The sequence below is a fragment of the Bacillus sp. EKM202B genome (assembly GCF_011066025.1).
Classification (GTDB): domain Bacteria; phylum Bacillota; class Bacilli; order Bacillales; family Bacillaceae_G; genus Bacillus_A; species Bacillus_A toyonensis.
The window spans coordinates 108,354-126,930 of the sequence record NZ_JAAMNK010000006.1; the positions used below are offsets into that span (position 1 = coordinate 108,354).

Genomic DNA, 18,577 nt, shown 5'->3' on the forward strand with positions numbered 1-18,577 from the left:
GTTATACTCTGCTACCTGTCTGCCATAGCTCCTTCACCTTTTCAGAGAGAATCGGTGTATCGTCTACAATTATTTTGCTAATTGATGATTTTTGTAATGGTGTTTGTATTTGTTCAATCGGAAGAATATTTCCAACAATAATTAAAACAAACAAAATAATATATACTTCTAAAAATCCGAGGATTGCCCCCGCAAACGCATTTACTTGCTTTAACACCGGTATTTCTGCAAACATATTTAACAAATTACCAAGTAATGAAAGTGCGATTTTTGTAATAATAAATAATACGATAAACGCAATTGCTTGATAAAATACTGTCTCAATATTATTTGCATCAATCCATTCTGGAACAGATACATTTTTATCAAATGGATACGGAATAAATTTCGCAAGTGCTGGCGCTAAATCTTTACAGTACCAGTATGCAACAAGGTATGCGATAATAAAGCTTGTTAACTTTACAAGTTGTAAGATAAAACCTCTGCGTAATCCGAGGAAAAATCCCATAACAAGCAGTAAAATGATAATAATATCAATCATGTTTATTCCATTCCTTTTTTTGTCATACTTTCTTTCAACTTCTCATGTTCTTCTTTTAATTTTATGTAATCGTGTATGACGTTTACCGCCGTCAATACCGCTAGTCTACTCGTATCAAGCGAAGGATTCTTGGCATTGAGTTCGCGCATTTTATCATCCACAATCGCTGCTACCATGCGGATATGACTTGTACTTTCATCGCCAACAACTGAATACTGTTGGCCATATATTTCTACATTAATTCGACTTTTATTTCCCTTTTGTTGTGACAACTCACCGGCCTCCAATCACGTACAGAATCCTAAAGTTTATCATACCATGAACCATCATAATATGGAAACAGAAAGAACAATCCGATATGATAAAAATAACAATATAAAAAAGGAGCGACCATTTTGTCAAATTCTATCGTAATACAAACAAGTTCTACAGTAATTGAAGACATGAAACAACAATATAAACAAGCACTTAGCTCAAAAATTCCGCAAGGCGGTATCTTTATGGCAAAGGTGCCATCTTGCACGATTACAGCATATAAATCTGGAAAAGTAATGTTCCAAGGTGGACGTGCTGAAGCAGAAGCTTCTCGTTGGCAAACTGTCTCTCAAACACCGAAAACAACTGTAAAAAAATCGGTCGATTCTCATCGTTTTGCACCGCCTGCTTCCATCGGTACAATGTCTATAGCAGGATCAGATGAAGTAGGTACTGGTGATTACTTCGGACCGATGACAGTAGTTGCTGTATATGTGGACGCAAAACAAATTCCACTTTTAAAAGAACTTGGTGTAAAAGACTCCAAAAACTTAAACGATGCTCAAATTACCGCTATTGCAAAACAACTACTTCACGTTGTTCCTTACAGCTCTCTCGTTCTTCATAATGAAAAATATAACGAGCTATTTGATAAAGGAAATAATCAAGGTAAGCTAAAAGCTTTACTACACAATAAAGCCATTACAAACTTATTAGCGAAAATTGCTCCTACAACACCAGAAGGCATCTTAATCGACCAATTTACGCAACCTGATACATACTATAAGTATTTAGCAAAACAAAAACAGGTACAGCGTGAAAATGTTTACTTCGCTACGAAAGGTGAAAGTGTTCATTTAGCTGTTGCCGCCGCTTCCATTTTAGCTCGTTACTCATTCGTAAAACAATTTGACGAACTAAGTAAAAAAGCTGGTGTGCCACTTCCAAAAGGTGCTGGTAAACAAGTTGATATCGCCGCTGCTAAATTAATTCAAAAAGTAGGTAAAGAAAGATTACCTGAGTTTGTAAAACTGCATTTTGCTAATACAGAGAAAGCGTTTCGCTTATTGAAATAGTATCGACAAAAACAGGGGCTTACAAACTCCTGTTTTTTGTTTCATGTGTTCTCGATTCAATGTAATTGCATTTACTATTTTCCTCTCCTAACTATATCGCTAAATTAACTCATTTTTAGTAATTCCCCTATAAAAAAGGAGAGCCGCCAAGACTCTCCCTTTTTTATATTAGCTTCGTTTCTGCTTCTTATTTGATGAAGATACTTTATGAGAACCAGTTTCATGTGTTGTTGTCCCTTGTCCTTCCACTTCTGGAGAACCTAGGATTGATCTTGAATGGTCTTTTTTCACTTTTTTACTCATTGCACTCACCCCCAAGGTTACTTTTTACTTAAGGGTAAAAAACTATTCAACATAATAATCTGAACATATACTCGCTACTCTTTTACTCTCGTGTTTGGTTTTCGCTTATGTCCCATAGACGCTTTGCTGCATCCTTATCCAAGGCAGCTTCAGACATTTCCCCTACTTGTTTATCGGCATAGTAATAACCACTCTGATTAGTAAATCCAGTTGATTCTGCTAGCCATACTAAAGTTTCAGCACCTTTCTCCGGCGTACGGGAGAAAGGTTTCATTGCTGCCATAGTTAAGCGAGCAGCTAGACCATTATCCTGGTTAAAATTCGTATTCACTAGCCCCGGGTCAAAGCTATAAGCACTAACACCCGTTCCCTCCAACCGCTGTGCCAATTCAGAGGTGAATAAAATGTTAGCTAGTTTTGTTTGTGCATAACGCATTGTAGGACCGCCCATAAACTTCTTAATACCGCGATACAGTTGTTCTGCATCTAGATCATCGAAATCAATTCCCTTTTTAGCCATTTTGTGACCGTGAGATGCAGTGGTAATGACGCGAGCAGGAGCACTTTCTTTTAAACGCTCCAACAACAAATCTGTAAGTAAGAATGGACCTAAATGGTTTACCGCCCAGGTCATCTCCAAACCGTCCTCTGTAATTTGCCTTGTTTGAAATAAAGCACCCGCATTATTTACTAATATATCAATTCTCGGACATCTTTCTAAAATATTGGTAGCTACCTGGCGTATAGATTGTTGGGAAGACATATCAGCGAAAAATATATCTACCACTGCATTCCCATCCGTTATATTTTCAAGTTGAGTCATAACATCATTCGCTTTTGCTTCATTACGTGCAATGATTCCTAGCTTAGCACCGCTTTTTGCAAACACCTTAGCTGCCGCTAATCCAATACCACTTGTTGCACCAGTGATTACTATATACTTGTCACGCAATGTCCACTTTGTATGACTTGGAATTTCCCCCATTGTATAAAAACCCCTTCCCTATATAAATGTCGCATTCGTTTTACTTATATATGAAGTGGGAATTGAACTATGAACAACATCTTTTCTAGTCGTGAAATACTTTATAAAGTTCAGGTTGCAATTACAACCTTTCTCAATAAAAAAAGCGAGAGCAGTTGCTCTCGCTTTTTTTATATCTTAAAACTCAGAAGAACCTGGAGTTCTTGGGAATGGAATTACGTCACGGATGTTAGCCATACCAGTAATGTACATTAGGAAGCGCTCGAAACCTAGACCGAATCCAGCGTGTTTTGTACCGCCGTATTTTCTAAGTTCTAAGTACCACCAGTAGTCCTCTTCGTTCATGCCTAGTTCTTTAATTCTTTCTACTAAAACGTCCATTCTTTCTTCACGTTGACTTCCGCCAATTAATTCGCCGATGCCAGGAACTAGAAGGTCAGTAGCAGCTACTGTTTTACCGTCTTCATTCATACGCATATAGAACGCTTTAATGTCTTTTGGATAGTCTGTTACGAATACAGGGCGTTTGAAGATTTCTTCTGATAAGTATCTTTCATGCTCTGTTTGTAAGTCAATACCCCATTCTACTGGGTATTTAAAGTCAGCACCTGATTCTTGAAGTACTTTAATTGCTTCTGTATAAGTGATACGACCGAAGTCAGAGTTAATCACATTGTTCATGCGCTCTAGAACTGTTTTATCAACGAAGCTGTTGAAGAAGTCCATTTCTTCTGGTGCATGTTCTAATACATATTTCATTGCATATTTCAGCATATCTTCTGTAAGATCCATTACATCGCCTAATTCAGCAAATGCAATCTCAGGCTCAACCATCCAGAACTCAGCTGCATGGCGAGTTGTGTTTGAGTTCTCCGCACGGAATGTAGGTCCGAATGTGTATACATCACGGAATGCTAATGCATAAGCTTCAGCGTTCAGCTGTCCACTTACTGTTAAGTTTGTTTCTTTACCGAAGAAGTCTTTTGATTCATCAACTTGTCCGTCTTCACCTTTTGATACGTTGTTTAAATCTTGCGTTGTTACACGGAACATTTCGCCAGCACCTTCTGTATCACTACCAGTAATGATCGGTGTGTGAACATGTACGAATCCACGCTCTTGGAAGAATTGGTGAATCGCAAATGCTGCGATAGAACGTACGCGGAACGTTGCAGAGAATGCATTTGTTCTTGGGCGTAAGTGAGCGATTGTACGTAAGTATTCAAACGTATGACGCTTCTTTTGAAGTGGGTAATCAGAATCTGATAAGCCCTCGATATCAATTTTTTCTGCTTTAATTTCAAATGGTTGCTTCGCTCCAGGCGTTGCAATTACTTTACCTTCTACTTTAACTGAAGAGCTAAGTGGAAGTTTTGCAATTTCTTTGAAGTTCTCTAATTCTGTATCGAAAACGATTTGAACGCTTTTGAAGAAGCTACCGTCGTTTAATTCGATGAAACCAAATGCTTTTGAATCACGTAAGTTACGAATCCACCCTGATACTTGTACTGTTTGATCTGCATACTTTTCTGTATCTCTATACAGACTTTTTACTAATGTGTTTTCCATAGTGAAATTCTCCTTTGCTGATATATTTAAATACAAAAAAACCTTTCATCCATAAAGGGACGAAAGGTTAAACTTCGCGGTACCACCCAATTTGTCATAAAGACCAACTTTAACTCGTATGTAATACATACTTCCCGGTTTGTAACAGGCCGGATTCCCGTCTAAGTCTACTCTTGAATACAAGATTCAATTTCGGTTAGCAACTCCAAGGTGTTCTTCACATATACCGCCTCATCAGGCTCTCACCGTCCCTGACTCGCTATGGATTATAGTATATACTACTTTTCCTTATCATCGTCTTTCATTTTGTTAAACTAAAATTAATGTACTACATTCGAGGGAAAGATGCAAGACACCAGAAAATATATCAGCGATTTTCGCAATATATCGACCGTAACTTCAAATATATCGGCAATTTTTATAATATATCGACAATCGCATCATAAAAAAAATTGCCGGAATAGATCCGGCAATTTCTTATTACTTACGTAACTCCGCACCAAATTTCTCTTCTACCGTTGTTAATACACGGTTATGTGCTTCTGTTACCTCTTCGTCTGTTAACGTACGTTCTGCATCGAAGTAAGTCATAGAGAATGCAAGTGATTTCTTGCCTTCTTCCATTTTTTCACCTTCGTATAAGTCGAATAGTGTTACGTCTTTCAGAAGTTCTCCACCAGCTTCAGCAATGACTTGCTTCATTTCGCCAGCTTTTGTTTCTTTCGTTACAACAACAGCCATATCACGTGTCATCGATGGGAAACGTGGGATTGGTGAGTAGTAAGTTTCTTCCACGTCTGCACCGAATACTTTTACAAGAGATAGTTCGAATACGAATGTATCTTTCACATCTAATTGTTTTTGCGATTCTGGATGCAATTGACCGATGAATCCAATTACTTCGCCATCTAATACGATGTCAGCTGTACGGCCTGGGTGCATACCTTCACGTTTTGCTGGTGCATATGCGATTTGGTTTGCAACGCTAAGTACGTCGAATAATCCTTCTAGCACACCTTTCATAACGAAGAAGTCTACTACTTTCTTCTCGCCTTGCCATGCATGGTGAAGAGCAAGACCTGTCATAACACCTGCAAGATGTTGTTCTTCTTTCGGAAGTTCTCCTGCTTCTGTCGGTAAGAAGATAGAACCTACTTCGTATAGAGCAACACTGTCGTTTTTACGTGCAACATTGTATGAAACTGCTTCTAACAATTGTGGCACTAAGCTTAAACGAAGTTGACTACGTTCTTCACTCATTGGAAGCGCAAGATTTACAGGAGCTTTTTCGTTCGGCTCAACCATATATTGTTTCGCTTTGTCAGCGCTTGTTAATGAATATGTGATTGCTTCATATAAACCAGCACCTTCTAAGAAGCGACGTACTTTACGACGTTTCGTTTGTGCTGATGTTAGTTTACCACGTGTCATCGTTCCAGAAGGTAATGTAACTGGAATGTGATCATACCCATACAGACGACCCACTTCTTCTACTAGGTCTTCTGAAATTGTAATATCAGGACGACGTGCTGGTACATTTACATGGAATGTTCCTTCTACTTCTGTGAATGGGAATTTCAAGTTTGTGAACATTGTACCCATTTCACTTGCAGAAATATCTGTACCTAATACACGGTTTACTTTTTCAGCCGTAACAGATACTGTACGCTCTTGTACTTGTAAGTTATCAGCTTCTACTACACCTTCAAGTGCTTCTCCGCCAGCATATTTCGCCATTAAAGCAGCTGCGTGTTGAATTGCTTCAAACGTACGTGTTGGATCAATTCCTTTTTCAAAACGTGCACTTGATTCACTGCGAAGACCTAAGTCTTTTGATGTACGGCGCACTGTTTGACCTGCAAAGTATGCAGACTCGATTAAAACGTTTACCGTCTCATTTGTAACTTCAGAATCAGCTCCGCCCATTACACCAGCAACCGCTAAAGCTTTTGTGCCGTTTGTAATTACAAGATGATGTTCTTGTAACGTACGCTCTTGATCATCTAACGTTTCAATTTTTTCGCCTTCTTTTGCAAGACGAACAACGATTTCTTTTGAACCTAATTTATCGTAATCGAATGCATGTAACGGTTGACCGTATTCCATTAAAATGTAGTTTGTAATATCAACTACATTGCTAATTGGACGAATGCCAGCTGCCATAAGGCGCGTTTGCATCCACATTGGTGATGGACCAATCTTTACGTTCTTCACCATTTTTGCAATATATAATGGGTTTTCTTCTTTCGCTTCTACACTTACAGAAATGTAGTCAGAAGTTTTTTCTGCTGTTTCTTGTAAGTCGATAGCTGGAAGTTTTACTTCACGGCCGTAAATAGCAGCTACTTCATATGCAACACCTAACATGTTTAAGCAATCTGCACGGTTTGGTGTTAAACCAAGCTCAAGTACTTCATCATGTAAGTTTAAAATTTCAAGTGCATCTGCACCAACTTCAGCGTCACTTGGGAAGATGAAGATACCATCTGCGTATTCTTTTGAAACTAACTTTCCATCAATGCCAAGCTCTTGAAGAGCACAAACCATACCATGAGAAGCTTCACCGCGTAGTTTTGCTTTTTTAATTTTGAAGTTACCAGGAAGTACAGCGCCAACTTTTGCAACTGGTACTTTTAAACCTTTTGCAATGTTAGCAGCACCACAAATAATTTGAACTGGTTCTTCTTCACCGATATCGATTAAGCATTTGCTTAACTTATCAGCTTCTGGGTGTTTTTCACACTCTAATACGTGACCAACTACAACACCTTTTACACCTTTATTTAATACTTCAACACCTTCTACTTCAATACCACTTTTCGTGATTTTGTCTGCTAGTTCTTGTGCTGTTACATCTTTAATATCTACATACTCTTGTAACCAACGATATGATACGAACATATTTATCCTCTCCTTCCCTTACGCTCGTTTGAATTGTTGTAAGAAACGTACGTCATTTGTATAGAAATGACGAATGTCATCTACGCCGTATTTCAACATTGCGATACGTTCTGCGCCCATACCGAATGCGAAACCTTGATATTCTTTTGAATCATAACCAGCCATTTCAAGTACGTTCGGGTGAACCATACCTGCGCCTAAAATTTCAATCCAGCCAGTTCCTTTACAAGTGCCACAACCTTTACCGTGACACATCATACACGAAATATCCATCTCTACAGATGGCTCTGTGAATGGGAAGAAACTTGGACGAAGACGGATTTCACGGTCTTCACCGAACATCTTTTTCACGAATACTTGCAGTGTACCTTTTAAGTCACTCATACGAATGTTTTTATCAATTACAAGACCTTCAATTTGCATGAATTGGTGTGAATGCGTCGCATCATCGTCATCGCGGCGATACACTTTACCAGGACAAATAATTTTGATTGGGCCTTTTTCTTTGTTATTTTCCATCGTGCGTGCTTGCACAGAAGATGTATGCGTACGTAGTAACGTTTCTTCTGTAATGTAGAATGTATCTTGCATATCACGCGCTGGATGATCTTTCGGTAAGTTTAATGCTTCGAAGTTGTAGTAGTCTTTTTCTACTTCTGTTCCTTCAGCTACTTCATAACCCATACCGATGAATACATCTTCAATTTGTTCAACAACAGCTGTTAACGGATGGTGACAACCTGTTTCAACAGGACGACCTGGCAAGGTAACATCAATTGTTTCAGTAGCTAATTTCGCTTCAATTACTGCTTTTTCTAAGTTACCAATTTTGTCATCTAGACGCGTTTGAATCGCTTCACGTACTTCATTTACTAATGCTCCCATACGTGGACGCTCTTCCGCTGATAATTTTCCCATGCCGCGTAATACTTCTGTAATTGGGCCTTTTTTCCCTAAATACGCTACGCGTACGTCATTTAAGCCCTTTAGCTCTTTCGCTTCTTCAATAAGCTCTAACGCTTTTTGCTTTAGCTCTTTTAAACGTGCTTCCATTTGGAACCCTCCTAATTTTAAAAATAAAAAAACCTCGCTCCCAAAAAGGGACGAGGTAAATTCGCGGTACCACCCTAAATTGACAGAACAAGTCTGCCCACTCATTATTTATAACGATCAATTCTGACCGGAACGCCTTTACATATACATGGTCCTGGCGTCAACTCCAGAGGTGAATTCACTTCCGTCTACCATAAGAATGCTTTCAGTCTAAGGCATTCTCTCCCTATATGGCGATTTTGTAAGTTACTCTTCTCTATCAACGTTTTTCGTTATTTAACTTTTAATATAATATACTTCAACTTATTATAAGAAGTTTTTTATTTGTTCGCAACCGGGCTTTGTAAATAATACGTTAAAATCCCTGCTGCAACCGCAACATTTAATGATTCTGCCCCGCCGTAAATCGGAATATACAAGTTTTGATCCGTTTTTGCAAGAATTTCTTGGCGTACGCCATTTCCTTCATTTCCAACAATTAATGCAAAACTGCCAGCTGGTGTTACTTCCCCATACGGAACTCCATTTTCAAGAGCTGTTCCATATACAGGAACGTTATTTTCTTTTAACTTGTCTACCCATTCTTCTAAGTTCCCTTTTACAATTGGTAAGTGGAAAATAGAACCTTGTGTAGAGCGGAGTACTTTACTATTGTAAACATCAACACAACCTTCTCCAAGCACAACGGCATGAATACCAGCTGCATCAGCTGTACGAATAATCGTTCCTAAATTACCTGGGTCTTGAAGGCCGTCTAATAAAAGAAATTTCCCATCAGTAAGAGCTACTTCTTTCTCATGCTTTTCACAGACAGCAAATACACCTTGTGTCGTTTCTGTTTCACGAAGTATTTTTACAATCGCTTCAGGCACGATATACATTTCAACATCATTCACTGTCCAATCTTTCGGAAGGTCTGTTTGATCTGAAACGATAAGTTCTGTTACAACTCCTGCCTTTAAAGCTTCCTCCACTAAGTGGAATCCTTCAACAAAGAACAACCCTTTTTTATCGCGTTCTTTTTTCGTTTGCAGCTTTTTCCACTGCTTCACACGCGGATTTTGTACTGAATCAATGTTTTTCATAATATGTATTTCCCTCTCTTCTTGTCTTATCATTATAGCCTATTTTTCATACATATTTACATAAAAAAGAACAAAAACTAACGTCAGTTTCAATTCTGAAGAAGAGGTGAAAGCAATGAGTTTTAATTTACGTGGTGCTGTATTAGCGAATGTATCTGGAAATTCACAAGATCAATTACAAGAAACGATTGTCGATGCAATTCAAAGCGGTGAAGAAAAAATGCTTCCAGGTCTTGGTGTTTTATTCGAAGTCATTTGGAAAAACGCTGATGAAAATGAAAAGCACGAAATGTTAGAAACGCTAGAGCAAGGATTAAAAAAATAAGCAATTTGAAAATCACCTTCGCATAAGCCAAGGTGATTTTTTTGCGAAAATTTTTTTCTTCTCCTAAACATTTCTACTTTACTAACGCTACCCGGATGGAGTACAATGTTCAAAATACATTTAAACCGATCGATTTTCTTCACAGACACCATTAGATAAAAGGAGTGAATGTTTTATGCATCGTATTACGCTTGAACAAATTTTTAAACACCACATTACCCAAAAATACGTAAATCGTTCTGGAATGGTCCACGCGATTGCTGTCGCTTACCATGCGTTTCACTTAGCCAAAAAGCATCACGCCTCAGTCGATGCTGCGACAAAAGCCGGTTTCCTTCACGATATCGGACATCATACATGGTACACAGGCGGCGAATGGGACTATGACTTATATAAAAAGAATGATATACATGCAATTAAAGGAGCGGAAAGAGCTCATAAGTTATTAATCCGATTAGGCGAACATCCGAAGCAAGCCAAAGAAATTTCTGTTGCAATTCTATTGCATACTGATTCTTTCCTAGTAGAACAATCACTTGAAAGAACACCTCTACAAAACATTATTAAGTGGGCAGATGAAGCAGACGAAGAACCAGGCGGCGCACACCACTATCGAACTATCTCTTATGAAAAAGCACTAAAAGCAATTCAGCAGTTAGATCGATTGGTAGAGCGTGAATTGCAAATAGAGCAATCAAAATCAAATAACAAGGCAGAACATAGTTATCAATGAGAAAGAGGCATCACTATAGGGTGATACCTCTTTTATTATTTTATGGAAAATACACCTTTATATGTAATATTTAAATGTTACATATAAAAATAAAACACTTTATAATTAAATATATAAATATAAAGAGGTGATTCTACATATGCAACCCACTACACAACTTCCTTATGAACAGAAATACTCTATGTCATGGGGACAATTCATTAGCTCCGTTTTATTTGCTTTTTTCGGAACTGGACTCATTACTGTGTTCCTCGCAATGCCCTTAACAATTTATACAGCCGGACTCGAAAATAAAAAACAAATTGCCCTGTATGAATCTATTGCAAATACTGCAAGTATCGGATTACAACTAACCGTGTTGTTATTCTTCATTTTTAAATTCGAACCCGCAAAAAATTTACTATTAAAATCTTTTAATTTTAAAGCACTGAAAGAATGGCGCACATACGTATACTTACTTCTTTTCTTCGCTATAAGCATCGTGCTCAATTATATCTTTTTAAAATATGTGTTCCAAGACGCAACAAAGCAACAAGCTTCTGCACTAAACTTAGACGTATTTGAACAGTATCAAATATTATTACTTATCGGCTTTGCGATACTCACCCCAATTTTTGAAGAACTTATTTTCCGTGGTTTTTTACTCCACTTTTTCTCTGAACGCTTTCCATTTTGGATTGCAGCAGTCTTAACAAGTTTCTTCTTTGGTATCGCTCATACATACTCACTCGGAGTAATGGTAATTACTTTCTTCACGGGATTATTAATGGCTATTTTATGCAAGAAAACAAAATCCATTATTCCAGCTATGTTATTTCATATTATGAATAATATGTTAGCATTCTTAAGTTAAAAAGAGGTATCATCGCGATACCTCTTTTTACTCTTTTATAACAACTTCAAACTCTTCTTCCGTTAGCACTTTTCGATAATTCGTTTTCTTTTCTCCTTCTTCACCAGAAGTTAGGACAGGCGTCAGTATAATTTTTGTTACACTATCCTCTAGCTTTTCAAATCGCCAATAACTATTTTTGGATTTTATTAATAATATCCAAAATAAACCTCATGTAGTAAAATATAACTTAATTCACATAAAAGAGTTTACATATGTTCAGTATTATTTGGATGCTTTTTACGCCACTTCTCTTACTATGCGGGATTGCTGGTGGTATTTTTTAATGGTAACAGAAATTAAACATCGGAAATTACTTGTTACCTTAATGGGGATTATTTGCTTTTCATTCGTTATAATGCCTTTTACTTTTTTTAAACAAAGGTATCAATGGAGAGAACGTTCTCCACATTCCACCTGTCCTATATTGGATGCTTTTCTCTCTAGCTGGTTTATTAGCAGGATTGAATGGGGTACATTCAAAAATTAAGAGTATACGCAACATGGGACTCATTATTTTCTCAATAGGACTGTTTGCAGCTATTGTCCATGCCTGATTCATATTTTATTCATTAAGGAGTTATTACATATGGAATCTACTGGTTTATTTATTTGGCTTATCTTAGCCCCTATTTTGTTATTATGTGAAGGCATCGTTGGCATTTATTTAATTGCTGCCGGAATTAAATATCGAAAATCACTTATCGTTATAGCTGGTTTAATTAGCATATCACTTATCGTTGTTCCTATCATTTGTATAGGTTATGGAATAGATTTAGAGGGAATGGTTCCAATTTCGGGAACTTTATATTGGTGCTTCTTCTCATTAGCTGGACTAGTAGCTATTATAAGTGGCAGACAAATATCAAGTATTCGTTCTATGGGGACGATTTTGGTTATAACAGGATTATGCTCTGTAACTAGTTATCATCTTTTATATCTAACTACATAAAAAACACAAAAAAGCAGGGAAATTAATTCCCTGCTTTTCTATTTGGTTTATTGCCTGATGGCAAGAAGAACGATAACACCCAAGCAATACCTGCGAGTATTGTTGCAATTAAGAAGGCATCGTTAATACCGTTAATTGCAGATAGCTTTGAGATTTGTCCGAATAATAGTTGCGTGCTCATCGCATCTCCCGCTTGAGCTGATCCAGCTAAAGCCGCTAAGCTTTGACCCATACCATGTACTTTATCAACTAAAATTGGATTTGACGTTGTTAACATGTTGCCATAATCCGCTACGTGAGCAGTCGTTTGTTGCGTCATAAGTGTGATTAAGATCGCTGTTCCAATTGAACCAGCTACTTGTCTTGACGTATTTTGCGTTGCTGTACCGTGAGAAATTAATTTCATCGGCAGCGCGTTCATACCAGCTGTCATAATTGGCATCATAATGAATGACATACCAATTGAACGTATAATATAATCCGTCATAATAACGCTATACGGTGTATCCATCGATAATTTTGTAAATTCATATGTCGCATAAGTTGTAATTGCCAATCCAATTATCGCTAATGGACGAATGCCATATTTATCGAATAATTTACCTGCTACTGGTCCCATGATCCCCATAATTAATGATCCTGGAAGAAGTAGTAAACCAGATTCAATTGGCGTAAAGCCACGAATATTTTGTAGATATACTGGAAGTAATAGCATACCTCCGAATAATGCCATCGTTACGATTGCGTTAATTACTAAAGTAAAAGTAAATACTGGATATTTAAACACTTGTAAATCAAGCATTTTATTGTCCGTTGTTAGCTCTCTCCAAATAAATACTGCAATACCTACTACACCAATGATAAGTGATATCACAACCTCTGCACTAGTCCAGCTATTATTTCCCGCTTCACTAAATCCATACAATAAGCTACCTAGTCCAATACTTGAACTAATAACACCGAATACATCTAGCTTTGTGTTAGATACCGGCTGAGCTAGTGTAAAGAATTTTAAAGATAGGAAAGTAATAATTAAACCAATCACAAACATTCCGTAGAACATTAAGTTCCAGCTATAGTTTTCAATTACCCATCCTGTTACAGTTGGTCCGATAGCTGGTGCTAAAATCATCGCTACCCCTAGTAATCCCATAGCTGCTCCTCGCTTATGAGGCGGGAATAATGTCATGAAAATATTCATACCAACCGGCATTAAAATACCCGCTCCAACCGCTTGAATCACTCGGCCCGTCATCATCATTGTAAAGTTTCCTGAAGTAGCACAAATGATAGATCCTACCGTGAAGAATAACATTGCCGCTACGAACAATTTACGATACGTAAATCGTGAAACTAAAAAGGCACTAATCGGTACTAAAATACCATTTACGAGCATGAAGCCTGTAATTAACCATTGTGCTGTTGAAGTTGATACATTAAATTCATTCATTAACGGAGGCAATGCAACGTTAATGATCGTTTGGTTTAAAATAGAAACGAACATCCCGAGAATTAATACTGTTACAACTGCTTTTACGTTCACATTCTCTATAGGCATAGACGTTTGTTTTTTCGGCATTTCTTTTTCTTGTTTTACTTCTTCTTGCTTACCTGTTTCTAACTCAACTACATTAGAAATTTCTGTTTCTTGCTTTCGTTCAATTTCTTTTTCTTCTGTTTCTACCTTACTTACTTCTATTTTACTTACGGCTGGGACTTGTTCTTCTCCCACGTTCGTTTTTTTCTTTCGTAAAAGACGATTTACAAGGAAGAAGACGATTATACAAAATAGTGCATATCCTGCAATTGCAATTGAGGACATCTCATCTCCCCCTTACTTATGAATACGAACTGTCACATTCATGCCAGGAACAATATTTACTGATTTACTATGATCTAAAGAAATTTTAACTGGTACCACTTGTGTTACTTTCGTATAGTTCGCTGTTGCGTTGCTTGATGGTAACATAGAGAATGTATTCGCTGTTGTTAATCCAACTTGCTCTACTTTTCCTGATAACGTCGTGTCTGGGTATGCATCTACATACACGTCTACATCTTGACCTTTTTGCACATCGTCAACATCTGTTTCTTCAATGTTTGCTGTTACCCATAAATTGTTCATATCAAATGCATAAGCAATTGGGCTACCAGCTCCAACGAAAGCATTTGTCGTTGCGTTTGATTGTACAACTGTCGCGTTTTGCGGAATTGTTACGTCTACTGTTTGCTCCCCATTTGCTCCAGCTACAGTGACAGCACCTAATTTATCGTTCTCATTGTAGTTTTTTCCTACTTCAGCTTTCCAGTCAGTCAATTTACCTGCTGCTGGTGAAGCAATTGGAATTACCTTTCCATCAATTTTTGCATTTTCTGTTTTTAAATAGTTTTCCGCTTGATTGTAATAGTAATAACCACCAATGCCGCCGCCAACTAGTACAATTAATGTGATAATGTTGATAATCACCATTCTTCGAAACTGATTCATTGCATTCCTCTCCTTATATCGCATATAATTTTTTTCTAAACTATTTACATCCTTATTGTTTATACTGTTTAATTGTTAATTATATTAACCTTTAAACAAAAAAAGCACACCTTCAGCAGCATAAACCGGATTTCGTCTACCTGCGAGTGGTGCTGATTTCTAAAGGACTATCGTTTATAATTATAAATAATTATTTCGAATCTACAACCGACAATTTAAGTATGAAATGTCGCTTAAACAACAATATAATAACGATTTGTTGTTTAAGTGTATAAAATGAAACGAGGAGAAGTAAAATGTCTATTAAAAATACAAATGATCCACGTGTAAAGCGGACGAGACAACTCATACAGGATGCTTTTGTCGCTTTAGTAGGCGAAAAAGGGTTTGAAAATGTAACTGTTCAACATATCGCAGAACGCGCTCCTGTAAATCGCGCTACATTTTATAGCCATTACCATGATAAATACGACTTATTAGACAAAAGCATTGAAGAAATGTTAGAGAAGCTAGCAGAAGTAATCAAACCGAAAAATAAAAATAAAGAGGATTTTCAACTTACATTCGATTCACCACATCCAACATTTTTGGCTCTGTTCGAACACATCGCAGAAAACGTGAACTTCTATAATGTTATGCTCGGGGATAAAGCTGCAGGAAACTACTCTTATAAAATGATGAAAACAATACAAACGCATTTAACATTAAGCTTATCAATTTCACAACCAGATGATAAAGATCTTATGGTTCCTCGTGATATTCTAATTAGTTATGTGACAGGGGCTCACATCGGGATGATTATGTCATGGTTAAAAAGGGGGATGATATATACCCCGCATTTTATGGCCATGCAATTAACTCGTTTAATTATTTTAGGGGCCCATACTGCCGCAGGATTAGAAAGACCTTTTTAACACATAAAAAAGCGAAGGAGATTCTCCTTCGCTTTTTTCTATTAATTAAATGTAATGTTATGTACAGCCTCTTTATCAAGACGTTTAATAACTTCTACAATTAACTTCACTGCATTTTCATAATCATCACGGTGTAACATTGCCGCATGCGAATGGATGTAGCGTGTCGCAATCGTAATTGCCATAGACGGAATACCATTTACAGAAATGTGAATCGCACCTGCATCTGTTCCCCCGCCAGCTACTGAATCATATTGGTATGGAATTTGTAGTTCGTCAGCAACATCAACTACGAAATCACGTAAACCTGTATGTCCAATAACAGAAGCATCATATAAAATAATCTGCGGTCCATCGCCCATTTTACTTTGCGCTTCTTTTGACGTTACACCCGGTGTATCTCCAGCGATACCAACATCTACTGCGAACGCGATATCTGGTTTGATATAATTCGCAGATGTTTTTGCACCACGAAGACCAACCTCTTCTTGTACAGTTCCAACGCCGTATACAACGTTTGGATGTTTTTCATCTTTTAATTGTTTTAATACGTCAATTGCAATCGCACAACCGATTCGGTTATCCCATGCTTTTGCAAGTAACATTTTTTCATTCTTCATCACTTGGAATTCAAAGTAAGGTACAACTTGATCTCCTGGTCGTACGCCCCACTCCATTGCCTCTTCTTGGCTAGAAGCACCAATATCGATAAACATGTCTTTAATATCAACTGGCTTTTTACGAGCTTCTGGAGGTAAAATGTGTGGTGGTTTTGAACCAATTACACCTGTTACATCTCCTTTACGCGTTACAATTGTCACGCGCTGTGCAAGCATAACTTGTGACCACCAGCCACCAACTGTTTGAAAACGAAGGAAGCCTTTGTCATCAATTTGCGTAATCATAAAGCCAACTTCATCTAAATGACCTGCAACCATAATTTTCGGGCCGTTTTCTTCCCCAACTTTTTTCGCGACTAAACTTCCTAAATTATCAGTAGAAAGTTCGTCCGCAAACGGCTCAATATATTTCTTCATTACTTCACGTGGTTCACGCTCGTTACCAGCAATACCACGTGCATCTGTTAACTCTTTTAGCATTGTCAATGTCGCGTCTAATTTTGTCATTGCCAACACCCTCCTTTTTCTTCAGTCACCTTATTATACAAAAGGAAATTGAAATATTCAAAAATTAAATTAGTATCCTTGTGTTTGACGCTGATGATTTACTTCATTTTTATCTAAATACGCTTTTTCAATTTCTTCTTGTCCAAATTCAAGTGCTTGTCCAAGTCGAAGATAGCTTGTAAATAATTCAATATAGTTCGTGATAGATGGTTGATCTGTAAAACGAATTACTTTCGCATATGTGTCTAAGAAAATTTCCACTTGTGTTTTATTCGTTTGTGCACATTTATAGAATAGGAAGTTTTTATCAATACCTAAATCGATTCCGATTGATAAAATAAAATGCAAACCATCTACGTATTCTTCTAATATTACTTCACGTTCTGATGCTGGTTTATTGCTCCAATATTTAAAACAGCGTGTTTCATTTGCAAGTTCTCCAATTTCTACAAGAAGAGCTAGCATTTTTTCTTTTAACAACTTTTTCGGTTGTAAGTCATGTTCTTTTGCAATACGGTCATCTAATTCTTTTTGTAATTTAAATAGTTGTAGTAAGTCCATTCTATTGTCCTCCTCCAACATCGCATTTTATGCAACAATGTTGTTTCATCTCAAAGTTCATTATTATGTTTCAGTTCTTATGAATAAGTCAGCTATCTACCTCTTTATAAAATAGCTTGTCCTTAATTTACAAATACGTTTCAGTCATCGCTCGTATATTGTTCATCTGATGAAAGTTCCATATCATCTTTCCATTATAGCAGTGTCGTTTCGGCTAGGAAAGATACTCTTCTTTCCAAACGAGCATAATTGAAAAAAGCCAGGAGAATTCTCCTGACTTCATATGCATATTCTTCTATATCGCTATAGTTTTTATGTTGATTTTGTCATATCGATAACGATGCGTCCATAAATCTTTAGAGCTTCATTCACTTCAAACTTCTCTTTGAAAACAAACAAAAAACCTTAGAAGAAAATTCTTCTAAGGTTTCAACTAATTAATTAGTTAATGTTGTTTTTTGCAACTGTTGCTAATTCAGCGAAAGCTTTTTCGTCATGAACAGCTAAGTCAGCAAGCATCTTGCGGTTAACTTCGATGCCAGCATTTTTTAAACCGTGCATTAAGCGGCTGTAAGAAAGACCATTCATACGAGCTGCTGCGTTGATACGTGTGATCCATAATTTACGGAAGTCACGTTTCTTTTGACGACGGTCACGGAATGCATACATTAGAGATTTCATAACCTGTTGGTTAGCAACCTTGAATAATGTATTTTTAGAACCGTAGTAACCTTTTGCTAATTTTATAACTTTTTTACGACGTTGACGAGTAACTGTACCACCTTTTACTCTTGGCATAATATTACCTCCTAATTGT

19 protein-coding genes, 2 pseudogenes and 2 other annotated features are annotated in these 18,577 nt (G+C 37.2%); of the genes and pseudogenes, 7 read left to right on the top strand and 14 right to left on the bottom strand.

Annotated features, from left to right (window positions below; translation table 11 throughout):
- Window position 1 precedes the first annotated feature (1 nt).
- Together G9F74_RS10150 and zapA are read right to left on the bottom strand one after the other, a co-directional pair.
- Complete coding sequence (locus G9F74_RS10150; protein WP_000565405.1) at window positions 2–541, bottom strand: CvpA family protein; 540 nt, start codon at window positions 539–541, stop codon at window positions 2–4.
- A 2-nt stretch (window positions 542–543) separates the two neighbouring features.
- The gene (gene zapA, locus G9F74_RS10155) at window positions 544–813 is read right to left on the bottom strand and encodes a cell division protein ZapA (protein ID WP_000082703.1); all 270 of its coding nucleotides are present in this window, start codon (window positions 811–813) and stop codon (window positions 544–546) included.
- Between the two features lie 123 nt (window positions 814–936).
- Here zapA and rnhC point away from each other — a divergent pair, with 123 nt between their 5' ends.
- Window positions 937–1,872, top strand: a complete 936-nt coding sequence (rnhC, locus tag G9F74_RS10160; protein ID WP_016109169.1) for a ribonuclease HIII — start codon at window positions 937–939, stop codon at window positions 1,870–1,872.
- A gap of 168 nt (window positions 1,873–2,040) precedes the next feature.
- Here the strand turns inward: rnhC and G9F74_RS10165 are convergent, their stop codons facing one another.
- The 6 genes from G9F74_RS10165 to G9F74_RS10190 all read right to left on the bottom strand — a co-directional run bounded on the left by G9F74_RS10165 (window position 2,041) and on the right by G9F74_RS10190 (window position 9,801).
- Window positions 2,041–2,175: a YuzL family protein gene (locus G9F74_RS10165; RefSeq protein ID WP_000039591.1), complete on the bottom strand. Its 135-nt coding sequence runs from the start codon at window positions 2,173–2,175 to the stop codon at window positions 2,041–2,043.
- An 82-nt stretch (window positions 2,176–2,257) separates the two neighbouring features.
- Window positions 2,258–3,160, bottom strand: coding sequence for an SDR family oxidoreductase (locus G9F74_RS10170; protein ID WP_000503915.1), 903 nt, complete (start codon window positions 3,158–3,160; stop codon window positions 2,258–2,260).
- A gap of 177 nt (window positions 3,161–3,337) precedes the next feature.
- Window positions 3,338–4,729, bottom strand: a complete 1,392-nt coding sequence (gene asnS, locus G9F74_RS10175) for an asparagine--tRNA ligase (protein ID WP_000432186.1) — start codon at window positions 4,727–4,729, stop codon at window positions 3,338–3,340.
- A gap of 52 nt (window positions 4,730–4,781) precedes the next feature.
- Window positions 4,782–5,033, bottom strand: a binding site (T-box leader).
- A gap of 176 nt (window positions 5,034–5,209) precedes the next feature.
- Window positions 5,210–7,630: a phenylalanine--tRNA ligase subunit beta gene (gene pheT, locus G9F74_RS10180; protein ID WP_165406224.1), complete on the bottom strand. Its 2,421-nt coding sequence runs from the start codon at window positions 7,628–7,630 to the stop codon at window positions 5,210–5,212.
- An 18-nt stretch (window positions 7,631–7,648) separates the two neighbouring features.
- Window positions 7,649–8,683: a phenylalanine--tRNA ligase subunit alpha gene (gene pheS / locus G9F74_RS10185; protein WP_000388217.1), complete on the bottom strand. Its 1,035-nt coding sequence runs from the start codon at window positions 8,681–8,683 to the stop codon at window positions 7,649–7,651.
- Window positions 8,684–8,726: 43 nt separating this feature from the next.
- Window positions 8,727–8,955 (bottom strand) — a binding site (T-box leader).
- Between the two features lie 48 nt (window positions 8,956–9,003).
- Window positions 9,004–9,801, bottom strand: coding sequence for a TrmH family RNA methyltransferase (locus G9F74_RS10190; protein WP_002060131.1), 798 nt, complete (start codon window positions 9,799–9,801; stop codon window positions 9,004–9,006).
- 82 nt (window positions 9,802–9,883) lie between these two features.
- Between G9F74_RS10190 and sspI the strand changes: the two genes are divergently transcribed.
- The 3 genes from sspI (at window position 9,884) to G9F74_RS10205 (ending at window position 11,679) form a co-directional block, all read left to right on the top strand.
- Window positions 9,884–10,093: a small acid-soluble spore protein SspI gene (sspI, locus tag G9F74_RS10195; RefSeq protein WP_000009509.1), complete on the top strand. Its 210-nt coding sequence runs from the start codon at window positions 9,884–9,886 to the stop codon at window positions 10,091–10,093.
- A 175-nt stretch (window positions 10,094–10,268) separates the two neighbouring features.
- Complete coding sequence (locus G9F74_RS10200) at window positions 10,269–10,826, top strand: HD domain-containing protein (RefSeq protein WP_000554798.1); 558 nt, start codon at window positions 10,269–10,271, stop codon at window positions 10,824–10,826.
- A gap of 139 nt (window positions 10,827–10,965) precedes the next feature.
- Window positions 10,966–11,679, top strand: a complete 714-nt coding sequence (locus G9F74_RS10205) for a CPBP family intramembrane glutamic endopeptidase (protein ID WP_016109172.1) — start codon at window positions 10,966–10,968, stop codon at window positions 11,677–11,679.
- Window positions 11,680–11,706: 27 nt separating this feature from the next.
- Here G9F74_RS10205 and G9F74_RS30400 read toward each other — a convergent pair.
- A pseudogene (locus G9F74_RS30400) lies at window positions 11,707–11,871 on the bottom strand (DUF4179 domain-containing protein); the annotation flags it as partial.
- A 62-nt stretch (window positions 11,872–11,933) separates the two neighbouring features.
- On the opposite strand from G9F74_RS30400, the pseudogene G9F74_RS10215 reads away from it, so the two are divergent.
- Both G9F74_RS10215 and G9F74_RS10220 read left to right on the top strand, forming a co-directional pair.
- Window positions 11,934–12,294, top strand: a pseudogene (locus tag G9F74_RS10215) (ammonia permease).
- 13 nt (window positions 12,295–12,307) lie between these two features.
- A complete protein-coding gene (locus tag G9F74_RS10220) occupies window positions 12,308–12,670 on the top strand; it encodes a hypothetical protein (RefSeq protein WP_000446230.1) in 363 nt (120 codons plus the stop codon).
- A 22-nt stretch (window positions 12,671–12,692) separates the two neighbouring features.
- Here G9F74_RS10220 and G9F74_RS10225 read toward each other — a convergent pair whose 3' ends face one another.
- Window positions 12,693–14,492 (bottom strand): DHA2 family efflux MFS transporter permease subunit, encoded by a 1,800-nt coding sequence (locus G9F74_RS10225; RefSeq protein WP_000094770.1) that lies wholly within the window; start codon window positions 14,490–14,492, stop codon window positions 12,693–12,695.
- 12 nt (window positions 14,493–14,504) lie between these two features.
- A complete protein-coding gene (locus G9F74_RS10230; protein ID WP_001071409.1) occupies window positions 14,505–15,158 on the bottom strand; it encodes an HlyD family secretion protein in 654 nt (217 codons plus the stop codon).
- Window positions 15,159–15,454: 296 nt separating this feature from the next.
- On the opposite strand from G9F74_RS10230, the gene G9F74_RS10235 reads away from it, so the two are divergent.
- Window positions 15,455–16,072, top strand: coding sequence for a TetR/AcrR family transcriptional regulator (locus tag G9F74_RS10235; RefSeq protein WP_000023657.1), 618 nt, complete (start codon window positions 15,455–15,457; stop codon window positions 16,070–16,072).
- Between the two features lie 41 nt (window positions 16,073–16,113).
- On the opposite strand, the gene G9F74_RS10240 is transcribed toward G9F74_RS10235, so the two are convergent.
- From G9F74_RS10240 to rplT, 3 genes are all read right to left on the bottom strand, one after another.
- Window positions 16,114–17,199 carry a M42 family metallopeptidase gene (locus G9F74_RS10240; RefSeq protein ID WP_000163548.1) on the bottom strand — a complete coding sequence of 362 codons (1,086 nt, stop codon included), beginning with the start codon at window positions 17,197–17,199 and terminating at the stop codon, window positions 16,114–16,116.
- A 69-nt stretch (window positions 17,200–17,268) separates the two neighbouring features.
- Window positions 17,269–17,760 (bottom strand): dUTP diphosphatase, encoded by a 492-nt coding sequence (locus G9F74_RS10245; RefSeq protein ID WP_000365051.1) that lies wholly within the window; start codon window positions 17,758–17,760, stop codon window positions 17,269–17,271.
- A gap of 441 nt (window positions 17,761–18,201) precedes the next feature.
- Window positions 18,202–18,558 carry a 50S ribosomal protein L20 gene (gene rplT / locus G9F74_RS10250; RefSeq protein WP_001138362.1) on the bottom strand — a complete coding sequence of 119 codons (357 nt, stop codon included), beginning with the start codon at window positions 18,556–18,558 and terminating at the stop codon, window positions 18,202–18,204.
- Between the last annotated feature and the right edge of the window lie 19 nt (window positions 18,559–18,577).

Bases quoted from the DNA above. Each gene is read 5' to 3' on its own strand.
- asnS (WP_000432186.1), bottom strand. From the start codon at position 4,729: ATGGAAAACACATTAGTAAAAAGTCTGTATAGAGATACAGAAAAGTAT.
- G9F74_RS10170 (WP_000503915.1), bottom strand. From the start codon at position 3,160: ATGGGGGAAATTCCAAGTCATACAAAGTGGACATTGCGTGACAAGTAT.
- G9F74_RS10220 (WP_000446230.1), top strand. From the start codon at position 12,308: ATGGAATCTACTGGTTTATTTATTTGGCTTATCTTAGCCCCTATTTTG.
- pheT (WP_165406224.1), bottom strand. From the start codon at position 7,630: ATGTTCGTATCATATCGTTGGTTACAAGAGTATGTAGATATTAAAGAT.
- rplT (WP_001138362.1), bottom strand. From the start codon at position 18,558: ATGCCAAGAGTAAAAGGTGGTACAGTTACTCGTCAACGTCGTAAAAAA.
- G9F74_RS10230 (WP_001071409.1), bottom strand. From the start codon at position 15,158: ATGAATCAGTTTCGAAGAATGGTGATTATCAACATTATCACATTAATT.
- G9F74_RS10190 (WP_002060131.1), bottom strand. From the start codon at position 9,801: ATGATAAGACAAGAAGAGAGGGAAATACATATTATGAAAAACATTGAT.
- G9F74_RS10205 (WP_016109172.1), top strand. From the start codon at position 10,966: ATGCAACCCACTACACAACTTCCTTATGAACAGAAATACTCTATGTCA.
- G9F74_RS10150 (WP_000565405.1), bottom strand. From the start codon at position 541: ATGATTGATATTATTATCATTTTACTGCTTGTTATGGGATTTTTCCTC.
- G9F74_RS10240 (WP_000163548.1), bottom strand. From the start codon at position 17,199: ATGACAAAATTAGACGCGACATTGACAATGCTAAAAGAGTTAACAGAT.
- G9F74_RS10245 (WP_000365051.1), bottom strand. From the start codon at position 17,760: ATGGACTTACTACAACTATTTAAATTACAAAAAGAATTAGATGACCGT.
- G9F74_RS10165 (WP_000039591.1), bottom strand. From the start codon at position 2,175: ATGAGTAAAAAAGTGAAAAAAGACCATTCAAGATCAATCCTAGGTTCT.
- pheS (WP_000388217.1), bottom strand. From the start codon at position 8,683: ATGGAAGCACGTTTAAAAGAGCTAAAGCAAAAAGCGTTAGAGCTTATT.
- G9F74_RS10200 (WP_000554798.1), top strand. From the start codon at position 10,269: ATGCATCGTATTACGCTTGAACAAATTTTTAAACACCACATTACCCAA.
- G9F74_RS10225 (WP_000094770.1), bottom strand. From the start codon at position 14,492: ATGTCCTCAATTGCAATTGCAGGATATGCACTATTTTGTATAATCGTC.
- sspI (WP_000009509.1), top strand. From the start codon at position 9,884: ATGAGTTTTAATTTACGTGGTGCTGTATTAGCGAATGTATCTGGAAAT.
- G9F74_RS10235 (WP_000023657.1), top strand. From the start codon at position 15,455: ATGTCTATTAAAAATACAAATGATCCACGTGTAAAGCGGACGAGACAA.